The sequence below is a fragment of the Stenotrophomonas lacuserhaii genome (genome assembly GCF_014836545.1).
Taxonomy (GTDB): Bacteria; Pseudomonadota; Gammaproteobacteria; order Xanthomonadales; family Xanthomonadaceae; genus Stenotrophomonas; species Stenotrophomonas lacuserhaii.
The window spans coordinates 577492-594727 of the sequence record NZ_JACSQS010000001.1 but is presented as its reverse complement, the minus strand read 5'-3'; the positions used below and the strand labels follow the sequence as shown (position 1 = coordinate 594727).

General features: G+C 68.0%; 19 protein-coding genes. All 19 read right to left on the bottom strand.

The window, feature by feature from the left end:
* Positions 1 to 100: 100 nt before the first annotated feature.
* The gene (gene flhA, locus H9654_RS02795; protein ID WP_191768805.1) at positions 101 to 2203 is read right to left on the bottom strand and encodes a flagellar biosynthesis protein FlhA; all 2103 of its coding nucleotides are present in this window, start codon (positions 2201 to 2203) and stop codon (positions 101 to 103) included.
* On the bottom strand, positions 2200 to 3345 hold the full coding sequence (gene flhB / locus H9654_RS02790; protein WP_101099703.1) for a flagellar biosynthesis protein FlhB: 1146 nt from the start codon (positions 3343 to 3345) through the stop codon (positions 2200 to 2202). The genes flhA and flhB overlap by 4 nt, the downstream gene beginning before the upstream one ends.
* A 67-nt stretch (positions 3346 to 3412) precedes the next feature.
* On the bottom strand, positions 3413 to 4204 hold the full coding sequence (gene fliR / locus H9654_RS02785) for a flagellar biosynthetic protein FliR (protein WP_191768803.1): 792 nt from the start codon (positions 4202 to 4204) through the stop codon (positions 3413 to 3415).
* Between the two features lie 10 nt (positions 4205 to 4214).
* A complete protein-coding gene (locus H9654_RS02780) occupies positions 4215 to 4484 on the bottom strand; it encodes a flagellar biosynthetic protein FliQ (protein WP_042615527.1) in 270 nt (89 codons plus the stop codon).
* Positions 4485 to 4542: 58 nt separating this feature from the next.
* On the bottom strand, positions 4543 to 5331 hold the full coding sequence (gene fliP, locus H9654_RS02775; RefSeq protein ID WP_191768924.1) for a flagellar type III secretion system pore protein FliP: 789 nt from the start codon (positions 5329 to 5331) through the stop codon (positions 4543 to 4545).
* A 10-nt stretch (positions 5332 to 5341) separates the two neighbouring features.
* Entirely contained in the window at positions 5342 to 5752 is a 411-nt protein-coding gene (fliO, locus tag H9654_RS02770) for a flagellar biosynthetic protein FliO (RefSeq protein ID WP_191768922.1), read from the bottom strand.
* Between the two features lie 2 nt (positions 5753 to 5754).
* On the bottom strand, positions 5755 to 6090 hold the full coding sequence (gene fliN / locus H9654_RS02765) for a flagellar motor switch protein FliN (RefSeq protein ID WP_042615526.1): 336 nt from the start codon (positions 6088 to 6090) through the stop codon (positions 5755 to 5757).
* Complete coding sequence (gene fliM / locus H9654_RS02760) at positions 6087 to 7094, bottom strand: flagellar motor switch protein FliM (protein WP_101099705.1); 1008 nt, start codon at positions 7092 to 7094, stop codon at positions 6087 to 6089. The genes fliN and fliM overlap by 4 nt, the downstream gene beginning before the upstream one ends.
* A 9-nt stretch (positions 7095 to 7103) precedes the next feature.
* Positions 7104 to 7625: a flagellar basal body-associated FliL family protein gene (locus tag H9654_RS02755; protein ID WP_191768801.1), complete on the bottom strand. Its 522-nt coding sequence runs from the start codon at positions 7623 to 7625 to the stop codon at positions 7104 to 7106.
* Between the two features lie 336 nt (positions 7626 to 7961).
* A complete protein-coding gene (locus H9654_RS02750) occupies positions 7962 to 9053 on the bottom strand; it encodes a flagellar hook-length control protein FliK (protein ID WP_225211804.1) in 1092 nt (363 codons plus the stop codon).
* Positions 9050 to 9508 carry a flagellar export protein FliJ gene (gene fliJ / locus H9654_RS02745; RefSeq protein WP_101099025.1) on the bottom strand — a complete coding sequence of 153 codons (459 nt, stop codon included), beginning with the start codon at positions 9506 to 9508 and terminating at the stop codon, positions 9050 to 9052. The genes H9654_RS02750 and fliJ overlap by 4 nt, the downstream gene beginning before the upstream one ends.
* Positions 9505 to 10890 (bottom strand): FliI/YscN family ATPase, encoded by a 1386-nt coding sequence (locus H9654_RS02740; RefSeq protein WP_057507691.1) that lies wholly within the window; start codon positions 10888 to 10890, stop codon positions 9505 to 9507. Before H9654_RS02740 ends, fliJ begins: the two co-directional genes overlap by 4 nt.
* Positions 10887 to 11519, bottom strand: a complete 633-nt coding sequence (locus tag H9654_RS02735; RefSeq protein ID WP_404736837.1) for a FliH/SctL family protein — start codon at positions 11517 to 11519, stop codon at positions 10887 to 10889. Before H9654_RS02735 ends, H9654_RS02740 begins: the two co-directional genes overlap by 4 nt.
* On the bottom strand, positions 11516 to 12517 hold the full coding sequence (fliG, locus tag H9654_RS02730) for a flagellar motor switch protein FliG (RefSeq protein ID WP_042615421.1): 1002 nt from the start codon (positions 12515 to 12517) through the stop codon (positions 11516 to 11518). Before fliG ends, H9654_RS02735 begins: the two co-directional genes overlap by 4 nt.
* A complete protein-coding gene (gene fliF / locus H9654_RS02725) occupies positions 12510 to 14150 on the bottom strand; it encodes a flagellar basal-body MS-ring/collar protein FliF (RefSeq protein WP_191768799.1) in 1641 nt (546 codons plus the stop codon). The genes fliG and fliF overlap by 8 nt, the downstream gene beginning before the upstream one ends.
* A gap of 12 nt (positions 14151 to 14162) precedes the next feature.
* Entirely contained in the window at positions 14163 to 14531 is a 369-nt protein-coding gene (gene fliE, locus H9654_RS02720; RefSeq protein ID WP_182657657.1) for a flagellar hook-basal body complex protein FliE, read from the bottom strand.
* A 145-nt stretch (positions 14532 to 14676) separates the two neighbouring features.
* A complete protein-coding gene (locus H9654_RS02715) occupies positions 14677 to 15120 on the bottom strand; it encodes a hypothetical protein (protein WP_191768797.1) in 444 nt (147 codons plus the stop codon).
* A 263-nt stretch (positions 15121 to 15383) separates the two neighbouring features.
* Positions 15384 to 16862 carry a sigma-54 dependent transcriptional regulator gene (locus H9654_RS02710; protein WP_101099022.1) on the bottom strand — a complete coding sequence of 493 codons (1479 nt, stop codon included), beginning with the start codon at positions 16860 to 16862 and terminating at the stop codon, positions 15384 to 15386.
* Between the two features lies 1 nt (position 16863).
* Positions 16864 to 17235, bottom strand: coding sequence for a response regulator (locus H9654_RS02705; RefSeq protein ID WP_057507695.1), 372 nt, complete (start codon positions 17233 to 17235; stop codon positions 16864 to 16866).
* Position 17236: the final 1 nt, after the last annotated feature.

Genomic DNA, 17236 nt, shown 5'->3' with positions numbered 1-17236 from the left:
TCGGTGGTCAGCACGGTGCGGGGTCCCCTTCGGTAATGGGTGGATCAAGACGTTGCAATGGCGCTGCTGCCGGCTTTCCGCCACCGGGTGGAAGCGCGGCTCAGCTGATGGTGCCTACCAGCTTCAAGCGCTTGTCCTCGGGGACTTCGCTGTAGGCCAGCACCGACAGCGCAGGAACGCTGTGGCGGACCAGCCGTGCCAAGGCGGCACGGACCGGGCCGGGTACCAGCACCACGGCGGGCTCGTTGCGGGCTTCCTGCTTGCTGACACAGTCGGCAAGGCTCTGGTGCAGCCGTTCGGCGAGTCCGGGTTCCAGCGCAGCGCCGTTGCCCTGCGTGGACTCCTGCAAGACGCGTTCCAATTGCGGGTTGAGGGTGAACACCGGCAGCTCGGCGGACATCCCGGCGATCTCCTGGACGATGAAGCGGCCCAGCGTGTTGCGCACCGCCGCGGTGAGCGTGGCCGGGTCCTGGCTGGACGGCGCCGTCTCCACCAGCGCTTCGGCGATCTTGCGCAGCTGGCGCACCGGGATCCGTTCGACCAGCAGGTTCTGCAGCACGCGCACCACGATCGACAGCGGCAGCGCCTTGGGGGTCAGGTCTTCCACCAGCTTGGGCGCGCTCTTGGCCAGGTTGGCCAGCAGCTGCTGCACTTCTTCGTGGCCGAGCAGTTCCGGGGCGTGTTCGCGGATCAGGTGCGAAAGATGGGTGGCGACCACGGTGGCCGGATCGACCACGGTGTAGCCCATCGTTTCAGCGTGGGCGCGCTGGTGCGGCTGGATCCAGGTGGCATCCAGCCCGAAGGCCGGATCCTTGCCGGCGATGCCGTCCAGCTGGCCCAGCGCGCTGCCCGGGTCGAGCGCAAGCTCGCGGTCGGGATGGATCTCCGCGGTGGCCACCGGCACACCGTGGATCAGCAGGCGGTAAGCGGTGGCCGGCAGTTCCAGGTTGTCGCGGATGTGGACCGAGGGGATCAGGAAGCCGATGTCCTGGGTCAGCTTGCGGCGCACGCCCTTGATGCGTGCCATCAGCTCGCCCCCTTGGGCGGCGTCCACCAGCGGGATCAGCCGGTAACCGACTTCCAGTCCCAGTGGGTCGACCGGACGCAGTTCGTCCCAGGTCAGTTCGGCCGTCGGTGCCGGGGCCGCCGGACGACCGAGCGCATCCATCGGCGGGGCGGCCGGTGCAGTGGTCGCCGGGTCCAGCGCTGCCTGGCTTTTCTTCCAGGCTTTCCAGGCCAGGAAGCCGAGGATCGCGGCCAGCGTCAGGAAGGCGACGTTGGGCATGCCCGGTACCAGGCCAACCACGCCGATGATGCCGGCGGTGATGGCCAGCGCGCGGTACTGGCCGAACACCTGGCCCATCATCGCCTGGCTCATGTCCTGCGAGCGCGAGGCGCGGGTGACCAGCATCGCCACCGCGCTGGACACCAGCAGGGCCGGCAGCTGCGCCACCAGACCGTCACCGATGGACAACAGCGTGTAGGTGGCGGCGGCATCGCCGAAGGCCATGCTGTGCTGGAGCATGCCCACGGCCAGGCCGCCGATCAGGTTGATGAAGAGGATCAGGATGCCGGCGATCGCATCGCCGCGGATGAACTTGCTGGCACCGTCCATCGCGCCGTAGAAATCCGCTTCCTCGCGCACTTCCTCGCGGCGCAGCTTGGCTTCCTCGCGCGTCAACAATCCGGCATTGAGGTCGGCGTCGATGGCCATCTGCTTGCCGGGCATCGCGTCGAGGATGAAGCGCGCGGTCACTTCGGAAACGCGTCCAGCACCCTTGGTGATCACCACGAAATTGATGATGGTCAGGATCGCGAACACCACGATGCCCACGGCGTAGTTGCCGCCGATGACGAACTCACCGAAGGCGGCGATCACCTTGCCGGCTGCTTCGTGGCCGTTCTGGCCGTTGAGCAGGATCACTCGGGTGGAGGCCACGTTCAGCGCCAGCCGCAGCATGGTCGTGACCAGCAGCACGATCGGGAAGATGGTGAAGTCCAGCGGCCGCTTCACGTACACCACCGCCAGCAGCACCATCATCGAAATGGCGATGTTGAAGGTGAACAGCGCATCCAGCACCGGCGCGGCCAGGGGCACCACGACCATCGCCAGCAGGGCCATGACGATCAACGGTGCGCCAAGGCCCTGGCGGATCATCGCCAGCACGTTGCGGGTGTTGAGGCCGCCGGCCTGCGCGCTCATCGGCCCGCTCCGTCAAGCGGCGTGCCGGGCGGATGTTCGGCCACGTCCACGTAGGGCTGGGCCGGCATCGGGCCGCTTCGCCAGTTGCGCAGCTGGTAGACATAGGACAGCACCTGGGCAACGGCCGAATACAGTCTCACGGGGATTTCCTTTCCGAGTTCCCCTTCCCTATACAAGGCGCGTGCCAACGGCGGGGCCGAGACGATCGCCACCTTGTTGCCTTCGGCGATCTTGCGGATGTGCAGGGCGGTTTCATCCACGCCCAGCGCGACCACCGTGGGCGCGCCCATCTTGCCGCCTTCGTACTTCAGCGCCACCGCGTAGTGGGTTGGATTGACCAGTACCACGTCGGCGGTCGGCACCGCTTCCATCATCCGGCGGTTGGCCATCTGGTGCTGCATCTGGCGGATGCGTCCCTTCACTTCCGGGCTGCCCTCGCTCTCCTTCATTTCGCGGCGCAGCTCTTCGCGGGTCATCTTCAGCTTGCGCATCCAGTTCCAGCGCTGGTACGGCGCATCGATGGCGGCCAGCAGCAGCATCGCCACCGCCGTGCCCAGCAGCAGCTTCAGGGTGAAGCCCAGCCCGCGCACGATCGCGCTTTCCAGCGGCAGGTGCAGCAGGCCGCGCAGCAGGTCCATGCCCCCCCACATCACGATGCCCGCGCCCACGCCGACGAAGGCCACGCGCAGCAGCGACTTGGTGAACTCGGCGATGGCTTCCGGGCCGTACAACCGCTTGAGGCCGGAGGCCGGATTCATCCGGGTGAAGTCCGGCATCATCGCCTTGGCCGACCATCGCAGCCCGCCCATCGCCACCGGGGCGAGGAAGCTGGCCAGCAGGCAGACGATCAACAGCGGGGCGGTCACCAGCAGCAGCCGCAGGAACAGGTCGCCGACATGCCCGAACAGCTCCATCGGGTGCTGGCGCAGGGCCAGGTCCGGCTTCAGTGCCTGCTTCATCCAGTCGATCGCGCCGGCCGCCAGGCTGCCGCCGGTCGCCATCACCGCCAGCACGCCGCCACCGAACACCGCAGCGGTGGCCAGCTCGCGCGAGCGCGGCGTGTTGCCTTGTTCGCGGGCCTCGCGCAGGCGCTTTTCTGTCGGTTGTTCGGTCTTTTCGCCGCCGTCTTCGTTCTCGGACATCGCGCGCAGGTCTCAGGGGATCACCGCCTGGCTGCAAGATCCATGCCTGCAGGAGCCGGACCCGGGCTCAGCGCACCACCGCGCCAGCGGCCTCGAAGGCAGCGTCGAACAGGCGCTGCACCGGCGGACCCATCTCACCGGCCAGCACCGCAAGCAAGGCCAGGCCGAGCAGCAGCGACACCGGCAGGCCGAGCTGGATCGGGTTGAGCGCCGGTGCGGCACGGGCCAGTGCACCGAAGGCCAGGTTCACCGCCAGCATCGCCACGATCAACGGCAGCGCCAGGCCCACGCCGCCGCGCAGCACGGTCAGCAGGAAGGTAGGCGCGATGCCGACCAGGGCTGCGGGGTCGGGCAGGGTGGTGCCGATGGGAAGCGCGCGATAGCTGTCCACCAGCAGCGAGATCAGCGCCAGATGGCCATTGGCGGTGAAGAACAGCAGGCCGAACATCAGGTAGAACCACTGCCCGATGACGCCCGAGCTGCCGCCGCGCATGGGGTCGGCCATCTGCGCGAAAGACAGTCCGGTGCCCTGGGCGATGAGCTCGCCGGCCAGCGCGCCGGCTTCGAACACCAGCCGCAGCATGAAGCCGATGGTGATGCCGATGACCAGCTCGCGGAAGATGGTCAGCACGGTGGCGGCATCGAAGCCGACCCAGCTGGGGACCGGCGGCAGGATCGGCGCGAGCGCGATCGCCAGCGTGGCCGACAGCAGCAGTTTGATCCGTGACGGTACCGCACGCGTGCCGATCAACGGCATCGCCATGATCATCGCGCCCAGCCGCAGCAGGGTCCACAGCGTGTCGCCGATCATCCCGAACGCCTGCAGGCCGTCCGATGCCATCTGGGTAGCCGGATCCATCGCCGCGTGCCTAGCCGATCAGGTGCGGGATGCGCTGGAACAGCAGGATGGTGAACTCCACCATGTGCCCCAGCAACAGGCTGCCCAGCGCGAACAGCACCGCGGTCAGCGCGGCCGCCTTGGCCACGAAGGCGATGGTGGGTTCATTGAGCTGGGTGGCGGCCTGCACCACGCCAACCACCACGCCGACCACCAGCACGGTCAACAGCAGCGGGCCGGCTACCCACAAGGTAGCGATCAGGCCGCCACGCAGTTCGGTCAAGGCAAGTTCGGGAGACATCGCGGTTCCGTTGTGTGACGTTCTAGGTAGCCTCGAGCTTGCTCGAGGGCTTTGTGCTTCAGGCAGGATTGAAGCTGGCCGCCAGCGTGCCGACGGTCAGCACCCAACCATCCACCAGCACGAACAGCAGGATCTTGAACGGGGCCGACACCAGCATCGGCGAGAGCATCATCATGCCCATCGACATCAGGACGCTGGCTACGACCAGGTCGATGATCACGAACGGGATGAAGATCAGGAAGCCGATCTCGAAGGCGGTCTTCAGCTCGCTGGTGACGAATGAAGCGACCAGCACCGGGAACGGCACGGCATCCGGGCTGGCATAGGTGCCATGCCCGGCGATGCCGGCGAATGTCATCAGGTCGGTCTCGCGGATCTGCGCCAGCATGAAGCCGCGCAGGGGCTGGGTGGTCAGCGTCCAGGCGGTCTGGAAATCGATCTGGCCATCCAGGTAGGGCGCCATGCCGGCGCTCCATGCCTTGTCCCAGGTGGGCAGCATGATCATCGCGGTGAGGAACAGCGCCAGCCCCAGCAGCACTTGGTTGGACGGGGTCTGGCCGGTGCCCAGCGCCTGCCGCAGCAGGGCCAGCACGACGATGATGCGGGTGAAGGCGGTCAGCACCAGCAGCATCGACGGGATCAGGGTGATCGCGGTCATCAGCAACAGGGTCTGCAACGGCAGGCTGACCGGCTGGCCGCCGATGCGGCCGACGTTGACGTCCGGCAGCGGGGTGCCCGGCGCGCCCGGCGCGGCGAACGCCAGTGCCGGCAGCAGCATCAGCAACAGGGTCAGCCAGGGCAGCCAACGGGCGGTGGCCCGCTTCGGCAGGGCGGGCGTCTTCGACATCAGGCGCATCTCAGGAATCCTTGCGCAGCCGCTGCTGCAGCAACTGGGCGAAATTGGGCAGGTTCTTCAGGTCCGGCACGCGCATCGGCGTCGGCGGTGGCAGCGGTTCGGCCAGCGTGTCCAGCTTGCTGATGCCGCCGGCGGTGACCCCGAGCAGGATCTGTTGGCCGTTGACTTCCAGCACCACCACGCGCTCCTTGGCGCCGACGGCGATGCTGGCGACCAGCTTCAGCCCTTCGGCCTGGCGGAAGCTGCTGCCGGGCATGCGCTTGAGCAACCAGCCCAGGCCGACCACCAACGCCAGCACCAGCAGCAGCGCCAGCACCGCGCCGAACAGCCCCGGGGTGGACGGTGCATGCTGGCCGACCACCGGGACCGCAGCCTTGCTGGCGGCCTGGCCGGTGGCAATGAGCAGGGACAGGCTCAACGCAGTCTCCGGATCCGTTCGCTGGGGCTGACCACGTCGGTCAGGCGCACGCCGAAGCGATCGTTGATCACCACCACTTCGCCATGCGCGATCAGGGTGCCGTTGACGAACACATCCAGCGATTCGCCCGCGCCGCGCTCCAGCTCCACCACCGAGCCCTGGTTGAGCTGCAGCAGGTTGCGGATCGGCAGGCGGGCGCGGCCGACTTCCAGCGACAACGTCACCGGCACGTCCAGGATCACGTCCAGGTTGAGGTCGGCACCGGTCGCCTCTTCGGCCTGCAGGGCTTCGAACTGGGCGGCGATGGCTTCTTGGCGCTCGGTTTCATTCATTTCGGTTCTTCCTGGATGACCGGGACGCGTGGACGCGTGCCCGGCGGATGGGTAGCGGTGATCTTCACCGCGTTCATGCCGTTGGCCACGCCGAAGGTTCCGGTGAACACCGGGATCTCTTCGACGCAGATCGGCACGTGCTGCGGCAGCTCGATCGGCAGGATGTCGCCGACCTTCATGCGGGTCAGCTCGCGCAGGCTCATGCGCTTGGTGGCCAGCACGCTGGACAGGGTGACTTCGGCCACGTTGAGCTGTTCGCGCAGGGTCTGGCCCCAGCTTTCGTCACGGTCGTTGCGGTCACTCTGGATGCCGGCATCGAGAAGTTCGCGGATCGGCTCGAGCATCGAATAGGGCAGGGTGACGTGGATGTCGCCGCCACCGCCATCGAGCTCCACGTGAAGCCGGCACACCACCACGTACTCGCGCGGGGTGACGATGTTGGCGAAGTGCGGGTTGATTTCCGAATTGATGTATTCGAACTCCACGTCCATCACCGGCGCCCACGCTTCACGCAGGTCGGCGAAGGTCTGCTTCAGCAGCAGGTGGATCACCCGCATTTCAGTGGCGGTGAACTCACGGCCTTCGATGCGGGTCGGGTAGCGCCCGTCGCCGCCGAAGAAGTTGTCGACGATGGCGAACACCAGGGTGGGTTCGAACACGATCAGCCCGGTGCCGCGCAGCGGCTTGAAGCGGATCAGGTTGAGGTTGGTCGGCACGTACAGCGTGTGCATGTAATCGTTGAACTTGACCAGCTCGATGCCGCGCACGGACAGCTCGGCCGAGCGACGGATCAGGTTGAACAGGCCGATCCGCCACAGGCGGGCGAAGCGCTCGTGGACCATTTCCAGGGTCGGCATGCGACCGCGGATGATGCGGTCCTGGCTGGCGAAGTCGTAGTTGCGGGCTTCGCCTGGAACCGCGCCGTCGTCGTCGGTCTCCACCGCGCCACTGTCCACGCCATGCAGCAGGGCATCGATTTCATCCTGTGACAGCAAGTCGTTCATCAGGCGCCCTTACTGGGTCACGAAACTGGTGAACAGCAGGTCGTCGGCGCACTTCTTGCCGGTCTCGGCGAGCAGCACCTTCTGCACTTCTGCCAGCGAGGCGGCCTGCAGTTTCTCCTTGCCGGGGCGGTCGGCGATCTGGTCCGGAGTGACCTGCGAGAACAGCATCAGCAGGCGCGCGCGCAGGGCGGGGGAATGGGTCTTGATCGATTCCAGCGCGGCGCTGTCGCGGGTCATCAGCTGCACTTCCACCTGCAGGTAGCGCGGGCCGTCGACCGGGCCGTTGAGGTTGACCACGAACGGCGGTTCCAGTCCGAAGTACTGGGCCGGGGCTGGCGGCGCCTTCGGCTTGGCTTGGCTGGCGGGGGCGCCATCGGCGGCGTGCGGGGCCTGGGTGAAGTACCACACGCCGCCACCTGCGGCGGCAGCGGCGACGACCGCGATCAGGGCGATCACAAGCACGGGACGGCGCGAGGGGGCGGCCTTGTCCTTGTCGGCGGATTTCTTGGTTTTGTCTGCGGCTGCGGCCACGTGTGGAGCTCCTGGAGGTTGCCTCCGGGCACATGCAAGTGGCGTGCCGCAATGGTTGGCAGCGAACGGCTGGGCCCCTCGTGGTGGGTCGCGTAGAGCTTCGAACTCTTGGGGTGGGGGGGGGGGGGGGGGGGGGGGGGGGGGGGCGGGGCGGGAGGGGGTTGGCGGGGGCGTTAAAGCCGCATGGATGCGGCGCCGAGCCTCCAAGGACGGATTCACGGCGTCCCCCGCCAAGCCCCTCCCGCCCGGCCCAAACCAGAAGAGGCTCGTCGCGACCCACCACGAGGGGCACAGCCGTTCGCGACCACCTGACGGTTTATTGGCGGCGGCAAACCGTCACGCGTGTACGTCCAGCAGCCCCCGCTGGCGGATCAACTGGGCACTGGAGAGCGTCACCTCGGCCGTGCCGGGCTCGCCATCGCCGCTCGCGGGGAAGCTGCCGCCACGCGGGGACTGGCCGGAGTCGCCCTGCTGTTGCTGGCTGACATCGGCATGGGCGAGCTGGAAGCCCTGCTCGCCGAGCAGTTCACGCAGCCGCGGCAGCGTGCTTTCCAGCGCATGGCGCACCTCGACATGCGGGCTGCTGAAGCTGGCGTGGACCTTGTCACCGTCCATCTGCAGGCGCACGTCGATCGTGCCCATGTCGTCGGGGCTGATGCGGATGTGGGCGTGGCCGATCTTCTGTTCGGCCAGCCAGCCGACGCGGGCGCTGACGGCCTCATCGAAGCCTTCCTGCCCGAGTATCGGGGTGGGGGTCGGGTCAAGCGCCCGCGCCAGGGTGATGTCGGCGGCCGAACGGACGGCCTGCAGCGCACCGGGGGCGTGCAGCAGCGGGGCAGGGGCGGCTTCGTCGTTGGCTTGGTCCGGTTCGGCGCTCAGCGCGGCCAGGGCTGCCTCGATGTCGGCCGGCAATGCGTCCGCTGCAGGGCCGTCCGGCACCAGTGCGATGCCGCCCGCAGCGGCGGTTGCGCCGGCGTTCGCCAGTGCAGGCAATACCGAGGCGGGCGCCGATGCCGCAGCGCCGTTCGTCGCTGGGGTGGCCGAGGCAGGCGCGGCTTCCGGCGCCACCGGTGCGGCGGACAGGAGCAGGCCGGCCAGTCCCGGCGGCGGCCACGCGGCGGCCACCTCATCGGATGGTTCGGTCTCGGCGTTGTCGGCAGGTGCCGCAGGGTTGGCCGGGGTTGCCTCGGCGGCAGGGTCGGCGGCGGGTGCTTCTGCGTGCTCGCCAGGTGCCTGCGCATCCTTCTGTGGCGGGGCTGCATCGGTGGCCTGCGAGGCTTGCGTGGCGGAGGGCTTGCTGCGCTCACTGCCCTTCAGCAGGCGGTCGAACCCGCTGCCAGGCGCTTCGCTGCCAGCCGACGCCGTGCGTGCGGACGTGCCGTTACCGGCGCTGGTGGCCACACCGCTCGCGAGGGGAGATGCCATCATGACTGGCCGCCGGATTCGCCGTCGCCGGCCTGCAGCAGACGTACGCGGCGGGCACCGAGGTCATCCATCTCGCGCTGGGTGCGCTTTTCCACCACCTGCTGTTCCTGCGCGCGATAGCTTGCGGCCAGCTGCTCGAGCACCTGCTTGTCCCGGCTGGCCAGCAGCAGGCGCGCGCGTTCGGCTTCCACCTTTTCGCGGTTGCTGTCCACAGTCTGGCTCTGCTGGCTGACCGCGCTGTCCAGCCGGTCCAGGAAGGCGCGCCGGTTCAGCAGCTGCGCCGGGCTGGTGGCGGCCATCTGTGCGTTGGCGTACTCCTCGGCATAGCGGCGCAGCTCGTCCAGCCGCGACAGATGGGTGTCGAGGGTGCGCTGGCGCTCGGCCAGGTCGCGGGCGACGGTGTCTTCCTTTTCCTGCGCGCGCTTGAGCAGCGGGTCGATGCGCTTGGATTGCATCATGCGGGATTCTCCGGTTCCACCAGGCGCTTCAATGCGGCCTGGCTGTGGGGAAGGTCGGCGGCCTTGGCCACGTCCTGGCCGAGGAATTCGACGATCTCCGGCCAGCGTTCCAGTGCTTCGTCGGTGGCCGCGTCGTTGCCACGCTGGTATGCACCGATGGCGATCAGGTCGCGGTTGGAGGAATACGCCGACACCAGCCGCTTCAGCTTGCGGATGCGCAGGCGCCACGGCTCGTCGGCGATCTCGGTGACCACCCGGCTGACCGACGCTTCCACGTCGATGGCCGGGTACAGGCCGCTGTCGGCGACCCGGCGCGACAGCAGGATGTGGCCGTCGAGGATGGCGCGCGCCGCATCGGCAATGGGATCCTGCGGATCATCGCCCTCGGTCAGCACGGTGTAGAACGCGGTGATCGAGCCGCGGCCCTTGGCGCCGTTGCCGGCACGCTCCACCAGGGCAGGCAGCTTGGCAAACACCGACGGCGGATAGCCGCGGGTGGTGGGCGGTTCGCCGACCGACAAGCCGATTTCACGCTGCGCCTGGGCGAAACGGGTCAGCGAATCCATCAGCAGCAGCACGTTCAGGCCCTGGTCGCGGTACCACTCGGCAATCGCCGTTGCCCGGTAAGCGCCGTGCAGGCGTGCCAGCGGTGGGCGGTCGGCCGGGGCGGCCACCACCACCGCGCGGCGCAGGCCTTCTTCGCCCAGCGTGGATTCGACGAAGTCGCGCACTTCGCGGCCACGTTCGCCGATCAGCCCGACCACGATCACGTCGGCGGAGGTGAAGCGGGTCATCATGCCGAGCAGGGTGGACTTGCCGACGCCGGAACCGGCGAACAGGCCGACGCGCTGGCCGCGCCCGATCGGCAGCAGCGCGTTGATCGCGCGCACGCCGACGTCCAGCGGCTGGGTGATCGGTTCGCGCGAAAGCGGATTCATCGACACGCCGGCCATCCCGACCGAGCCTTCGGCACGGATCGGCCCCTTGCCATCCAGCGGCACGCCATCGCTGTCGATGACCCGGCCAAGCAGGCCTTCACCCACGTCCACGCCGCCGCCGCGCCGCAGCGAGGGCACCACGCGGGCGTTCGGCAGCAGGCCATGCAGTTCGGCGCTGGGCATCAGGTAGGTACGTTCGCCGGCGAAGCCGACCACCTCCGAATCCACCCATCCGCCGTCCACTTCCACCTTGCAGCTGGCGCCGAGCGGGGCTTCGCAGCCGACCGCTTCCAAGGTCAGGCCGACGGCGCGGCGCAGCACGCCTTCGCGGATCAGCCCGCGTCCGTGCAGGGTGTCGAAATTCAGGGCATCCAGGCGGGCGCCCAGGCGCAGGTTGCGTGCACCGGTCCATTCCGGCGGCAGCGGCAGGTCCAAGGTGCTCATGTCGCGCTCCCGACCTGGCGCATCACCTTGTCCAGCGCGCCGCGCAGGCGCGCTTCCAGGGTGCCGTCGATGCGCACGCTTTCGGCATGCACGCGCAGGTCGCCGCGACTCAGCGCTGCGTCGGGGACCAGCCGCTGCTGCGGCGACAGGGTGAGCAGGGGCGACAATGCGGCGATGTCATCCGGGTGCAGGCGCACTTCGACATCACGGCTGCTGGTGCCGACCGCATCCACGCCTTCGGCGACCAGCTGCGCCAGCAGTTCCGGATCGGTCTGGTACGCGCGGCCGACCAGGGTGCCGGCGATGCGTACGGCCAGTTCGCCCAGCGCAGCGACGGCCTCGTTTTCCAGCCGCACCAGCGGCCGGCTGAAGTTGTCCAGGATGCCTTCCATCTGCGCCACCACGCGGCGCACTTCAGCCTGCCCCTGGGCATAGCCTTCGGCATGGCCATGGGCGAACCCTTCTTTCTCGGCGGCGTCCTGGATGGCCTGGATTTCTTCCAGCGTGGGCGGCTGCAGGATCGGTTCGGGTTCGATCTCCGGCTCGTCGTGCAGGGCCTGCTCGTCGAGCAGCAGCTGCGTGGCGGCCAGCAGGTCGGGGGCATTCCAGCGGATGGCGGTGTTGTTCACAGCATCGCCTCCGCGCTGCCGCCCAGGGTGACCGTGCCTTCATCGGCCATGCGCTTGACGATGGCCAGGATCTCGCGCTGCGCCCCTTCCACGTCGGACAGGCGCACCGGACCGCGTGCCTCCATGTCTTCCAACAGGATCTCCGCGGCGCGCTGGGACATGTTGCGGGTGATCTTGTCGCGCACCCGGATGTCGGCACCGCGCAGGGCCAGGCCCAGCCGCTCGCCACTGACTTCGCGCAGCACCAGCTGCATTTCGCGGTCGTCCAGGTCCACCAGGTCGTCGAACACGAACATCATTTCCTGGATGCGGCCGCTCAGCGACGCATCCACGCGGGCGATCTCGCCCAGGATCACCTGGTCCTGCCCGCTGTCCATGAAGTTGAGGATGTTGGCCGCCACCTGCACGCCGCCGATGTTGGACGACTTCAGGTTCTGGTTGCCGGCGAACTGGCGTTCCATGATTTCGTTCAACTCGTTCAGCGCGTTCGGCGGGATGCCGTCGAGCGTGGCGATGCGCAGCAGCACGTCCACGCGGGTGCGCTCGGGCAGCAGCTTCAGCGCGTCGGCGGCCTGGTCGGTTTCCAGGTGGGCCATCACGATCGCGATGATCTGCGGGTGTTCGTTGCGCACCAGATCGGCCACTGCGCGCGGATCCATCCACTTAAGCGCGTCCAGTCCGGTGGTGTTGCGGCCGAGCAGGATGCGGTCGATCAGGCTGTTGGCCTTCTCACTGCCCAGCGCCTGCACCAGCATGTTGCGGATGTAGTCGTCCGATCCCACGCCCAGCGAGGTCTTGGACATCAGTTCGTTGTTGAAGCTGTCCATCACCCCTTCGACCTGTTCGCGGGTGACGTTGCTCATGGTCGCCATGGCGATGCCGATCTTCTGCACCTCCTTCGGCTCCATGTGGCGCAGCACGTCGGCTGCCTCCTGTTCGCCGAGCGACAGCAGCAGGATGGCGGCGCGCTGCACGCCGTTGAGCTGGGCCTCACTCATGGGCCACCCAGCCCTTGACCACCTGGGCCACCCGCTTGGAGTCGGTCTTCACAGATTCGCGTGCCATGCGCAGTCGTTCTTCGTAAGAGTCCACCGGCAGTGCCAGCGGTACGCCGCCCAGGCTGGCGCGGTCGCGCTCCAGGGCCGGCAGGTCCATGTCATCGTCTACCAGCTGCACATCGGCGGTGAGCGGATCCTGGCCGAGCTGCGCCGGCTTCGGGCCGTTGCCGCTGATGGCACGCAGGGCCGGGCGCAGCACGCCGAACAGCAGCGCCAGCACCACGATGGCGCCCAGCAGCAGGCGCAGTCCATCCTGCACCCACGGCAGTTCCCACCAGTTCGGGCCTTCGATCGGAGTCACTTCGCGCACGAACGGGGCATTCATCACCGACACGGTGTCGCCGCGCTCGGCGTTGAAACCTACCGCCTGCTTGACCAGTCCTTCGATGCGGGTCAGCTCGGCCGCCGACAGCGCCTGTTCGGTCATCTTGCCGTTGGCGCCGGGGCGCGGCACGTTGTCCAGCAATACCGCCACCGAAACGCGTTCGATGCGGCCACCCGGCTGCCGGGTGTGCTGCAGGGTGCGGTCCAGTTCGTAGTTGCGCGTGGCATTGCGCGAGGTCTCCGTTGGTGCGGCCGCAGTGGCCGCCGGCGCCGGCTGGCCGGGCGGGGCATTGCTGGCCGCCCCCGGCACACCCTGCGGGCCGGCCGTGCTGGTGGAGTTCTCGCTTGTCTGTTCGCTGCGCACCTTGGCCGGCTCGCCGTTGTACAGCTCGCGCGCCTCTTCGGTGGTGGAAAAGTCCATCGCCACCGTTACTTCCGGCTTGACCCGGCCGGGGCCGGTCATCGGTTCCAGCAGTTCGCGGATGCGCTGGTTGAACGAGGTTTCCTGGCGACGCACCTGTTCGAACTGGGCGGCATTGAGCGCCGCTTCGCTGTTCGGATCGGACACGCTGAGCATGCGGCCGCTCTGGTCGACCACGGTGACCCGCTCAGGGGTCAGGTCGGGGATGCTGGCGGCAACCATGTGCACGATGGCGTCGACCTGGCCGCGCTCCAACTGCTGGCCACCGCGCAGTTCCAGCACCACCGAGGCACTGGCCACGTCGCGCTGGCGGGTGAACGCGCTGGGCTTGGGAATGGCCAGGTGGACGCGGGAATCGCGCACCGGGCGCAGCGTGTTGATGGTGCGCGACAGTTCGGTTTCCAGCGAGTGCTGGTAGCGCGCGCTTTCCACGAACTGGCTGACACCGAAGCCCGGGTCGCGCTCCATCAGTTCGAAGCCGAGCCGGCCGTTGTCGGTCAGGCCGGAGCTGGCCAGCTTCAGGCGCGCATCGTGCAGGTTCTTCTCCGGCACGGTGATGCCGCCGGTGGCCGCGTCCAGTTCGAACGGGATCTGCGCGGCACGCAGCAGGTCGGTCGCCTCGGCGGTCGCCTTCTGGTCCAGGCCGGTGTACAGCGGCACCATACCCGGCTTCTGCGACCAGAAGAACACGGCCAGGCCGGCGGCCACGGCCACTGCGATCATCGCCATCAGGCCCAGGCGGCGGGCAATCTGCAGGCTCTGCAGGCGATCAAACCACTGCCCGGCCTTTTCGCCGTTCAGTGCTTCCTTGGAAAGGGTCAAAGCCATCGCAGGTGATCCTTACAGCGGCATGTTCATCACGTCCTGGTAAGCCTGGACGAGACGGTTGCGGACTTCCACGGTGGCGCGGAAGGCGATCTGGGACTGCTGCGAAGCGACCATGACCTTGGCCAGGTCTGCGCCCGGGACGCCGAGTTCGAAGTCACGGGCGAGGGCGCCGGACTTGGCCTGTGCCTCGTTCACCCCGGACAGGGCGCCACGCAGGGTGTCGCTGAAACTGGCGGGCGCGGGCGCGCCGATGGTGCCCGGGGCTCCGGTCGGGATCGCATTGGTGCGCGGCATCTCCCCCAGCGGGCTGGCCAGAGGCTGCGAGGCCTGGGTCTGGAAGCTGCGGATCTGCGAAAGGATCGAGGTGACGGAGTGGGTCATGTGGCGCGATTCCATGGAGCGGGAACGAGGAGGCTTGCCCCGGTGCTCATGCAAGTGCCGTGCCGGAATCGCTGAGTGGTTCAGCTGCCATGCGGGCAGGCGATGACGGAAACCCGGCGCCGGGTTTCCGCCTCGCCGCTGCGTGTCAGCGCGGCTGCAGGGTCCAGGTGCCACCGTTCTGGCGGCGCCGCGGTTCGATCGGGCCATCGAACTGGGTGAACACGAAGCGCCCCTGCAGGTCGGTGTGGCAGCTCAGCATCAACTGATAGTGGCTGTCGCCGGCTTCGAAGGCTTCATGCATGTCGATGACCGCCATGTTGTCGGCGATGCGCCGATAGGCATAGCTGCCGTGGAAGCGCAGGCGCGTGCCGAGCACGCTGAGCAGGTAGCGGTTGCCCGAGAAATCCACGCGGACCATGCGCCCGGCGTTCGGATTGTCCGGACGCCAGGTGGGGTCGCTGAGATTGGTGAAGCGGCGGCCGTCGACATGCTCGGGCAGGCGGCAGCCGGGCTCGGCGGTGTAGGGGGTGGCGTACGCGGCGGGGAGCAGGCCGGCGGCCAGCGGAAGAAGCCAGAAAGGAGTGCGCATGGAGGTGCTCCGGCAGGACGGAGCTTCCAGCGTGCGCCTGGAAATGCGTGCCGGCCTTAAGAAAAGCCCCAATCGGCGCGTGGGCGCTTGTTGGTAGTGACGGCCGCTGGCCGTCATGCCGTCGCCTCCGGTGGGAGACGAGCGTCGCAATCGGTGGGTGACGACCGTTGGTCGTCACGTCGTTGCCCTTGCCGCTGCGCTCGCCGAGCGTGGCTCGGCGCTACCAGCGCTACAAGCGTTACCGGCGTTCTCCGGCGTGTCGGTCAGCCAGTCAGTTCCGGCTGGTCGCGTTCGATACCGTACTTGCGCAGCTTTTCCACCAGTGTCGTGCGACGTAGGCCCAGCAGCTGGGCGGCATGCGCCACCACGCCCTGGGTGCGTTCCAGCGCCTCGTGGATCAGCGCCAGTTCGATGGTCGCCATGTGGTTGCGCAGGTCCAGCCCGTCATCCGGCAGGCCGGCCGGCGGTGCCGGCGGGGCATGGCCCTGGCCGGGGGCATGGAAGGAGAAGCTTCGCAGGTCCAACCGGTCATCGCCGGAGGCCGGGGCGTCCAGCACGGGGGCGACTGCTACCGCCGGCACCGGCAGGTCGGCCCGATAACGCACCGGCAGATCCTGCACGCGCACGGTGCCACCGGGATGCAACACGGCCAGGCGCTCGACCAGGTTGGTCAGTTCGCGCACGTTGCCAGGCCAGGCATAGGTGGTCAGTGCCTGCAGCGCTTCGGGTGCGAAGCGGACTTCGCCACGGCCGGTGCGCGCCAGCTGGGCGGCGATGTTCTCGGCCAGCATCGGCAGATCTTCGATGCGTTCGCGCAGCGCCGGTACGTCGATCGGGAACACGTTGAGCCGGTAGAACAGGTCCTCGCGGAACTTGCCATCGGCGATGCGGCTTTCCAGATCGCGGTGGGTGGCGGCGATGACGCGCACGTTGCAGCGGATCGTCTCGTTTCCTCCGACGCGCTCGAAGCTGCGTTCCTGCAGCACGCGCAGCAACTTGACCTGCATCGGCAGGCTCATGTCGCCGATCTCATCCAGCAGCAGGGTGCCGCCCTCGGCCATTTCGAAACGGCCCTTGCGCGTGCTCAGCGCACCGGTGAACGCGCCTTTTTCGTGACCGAACAACTCGCTTTCCAGCAGGTCCGGCGGAATCGCGCCGCAGTTGATCGCAACGAACGGCCCATCGCGGCGCGGTGAGCGCTGGTGGATCGCACGCGACACCACTTCCTTGCCGGTGCCGGACTCGCCCAGTACCAGCACGGTGGTGTCGAACGCCGACACCTGTTCGATCATCTGGCGCAGTGCGATCACCGCCGGCCCGGTGCCGGTGGGTCCCTGTTCCTGCACGGCGCCGGCCTGGTGTTCGGCATCCAGCCGCTTCAGGCTGGCGCGGCGCAGAAGCGCTTCCATCTGGGCGTGGCGCAGCGGCGCCTCCAGCGGCCAGATGTTGGCTTCATGCATGCCGTGGCGGCGCGCGAACGCCTGTGCATCGCCGTCGATCAACAGCACCGGCGGCGGCAGGCTGCTCTGGCCCAGCCACTGGAACAATGCGCTGCTCGCTTCGTTGTCGTCCAGCGCACCGACGATCACCGCCATCCAGTCGTTCTGGCGATAGCGGCCGGTGGAGAAATCCGCCGCGTCGGACACCCAGCGAGGGTTGAAATCCATGAACTCCAGCAGGGCGACGGTGTGCTCGGCGCGGACGGCGTCATTGTCCAGCAGCAGGATCCGTGACTCGCTCATTTCAGTTTCCCTTCAACCCTTCCAGGATCGGCATGACTTCCTGGATATAGGACAGCTTGCTGACGAAATTGTCGGCGCCGGCGCGCAGTGCGTGCTCGCGGTGTTCGGCATCGTCGAAGTGGCTGGCGATCACGATGTACGGGGCATCGTCCTGCGACTTGATCAGGCGGGTAGCCTGCAGGCCGCCCATTTCCGGCATCGCCAGGTCCATCAGCACCACCTGCGGACGCAGGCTTTCCGAGCGCTCGATGGCTTCCAGTCCGTTGCCGGCGCTGCCGACCACGGCCAGCCAGTCGACCTTGCGGAAGTGGCGCATGGCGGCGTTGATGAAACCCTCGTGGTCATCGACCAGCAACACGGTGAGCTTGTCCATT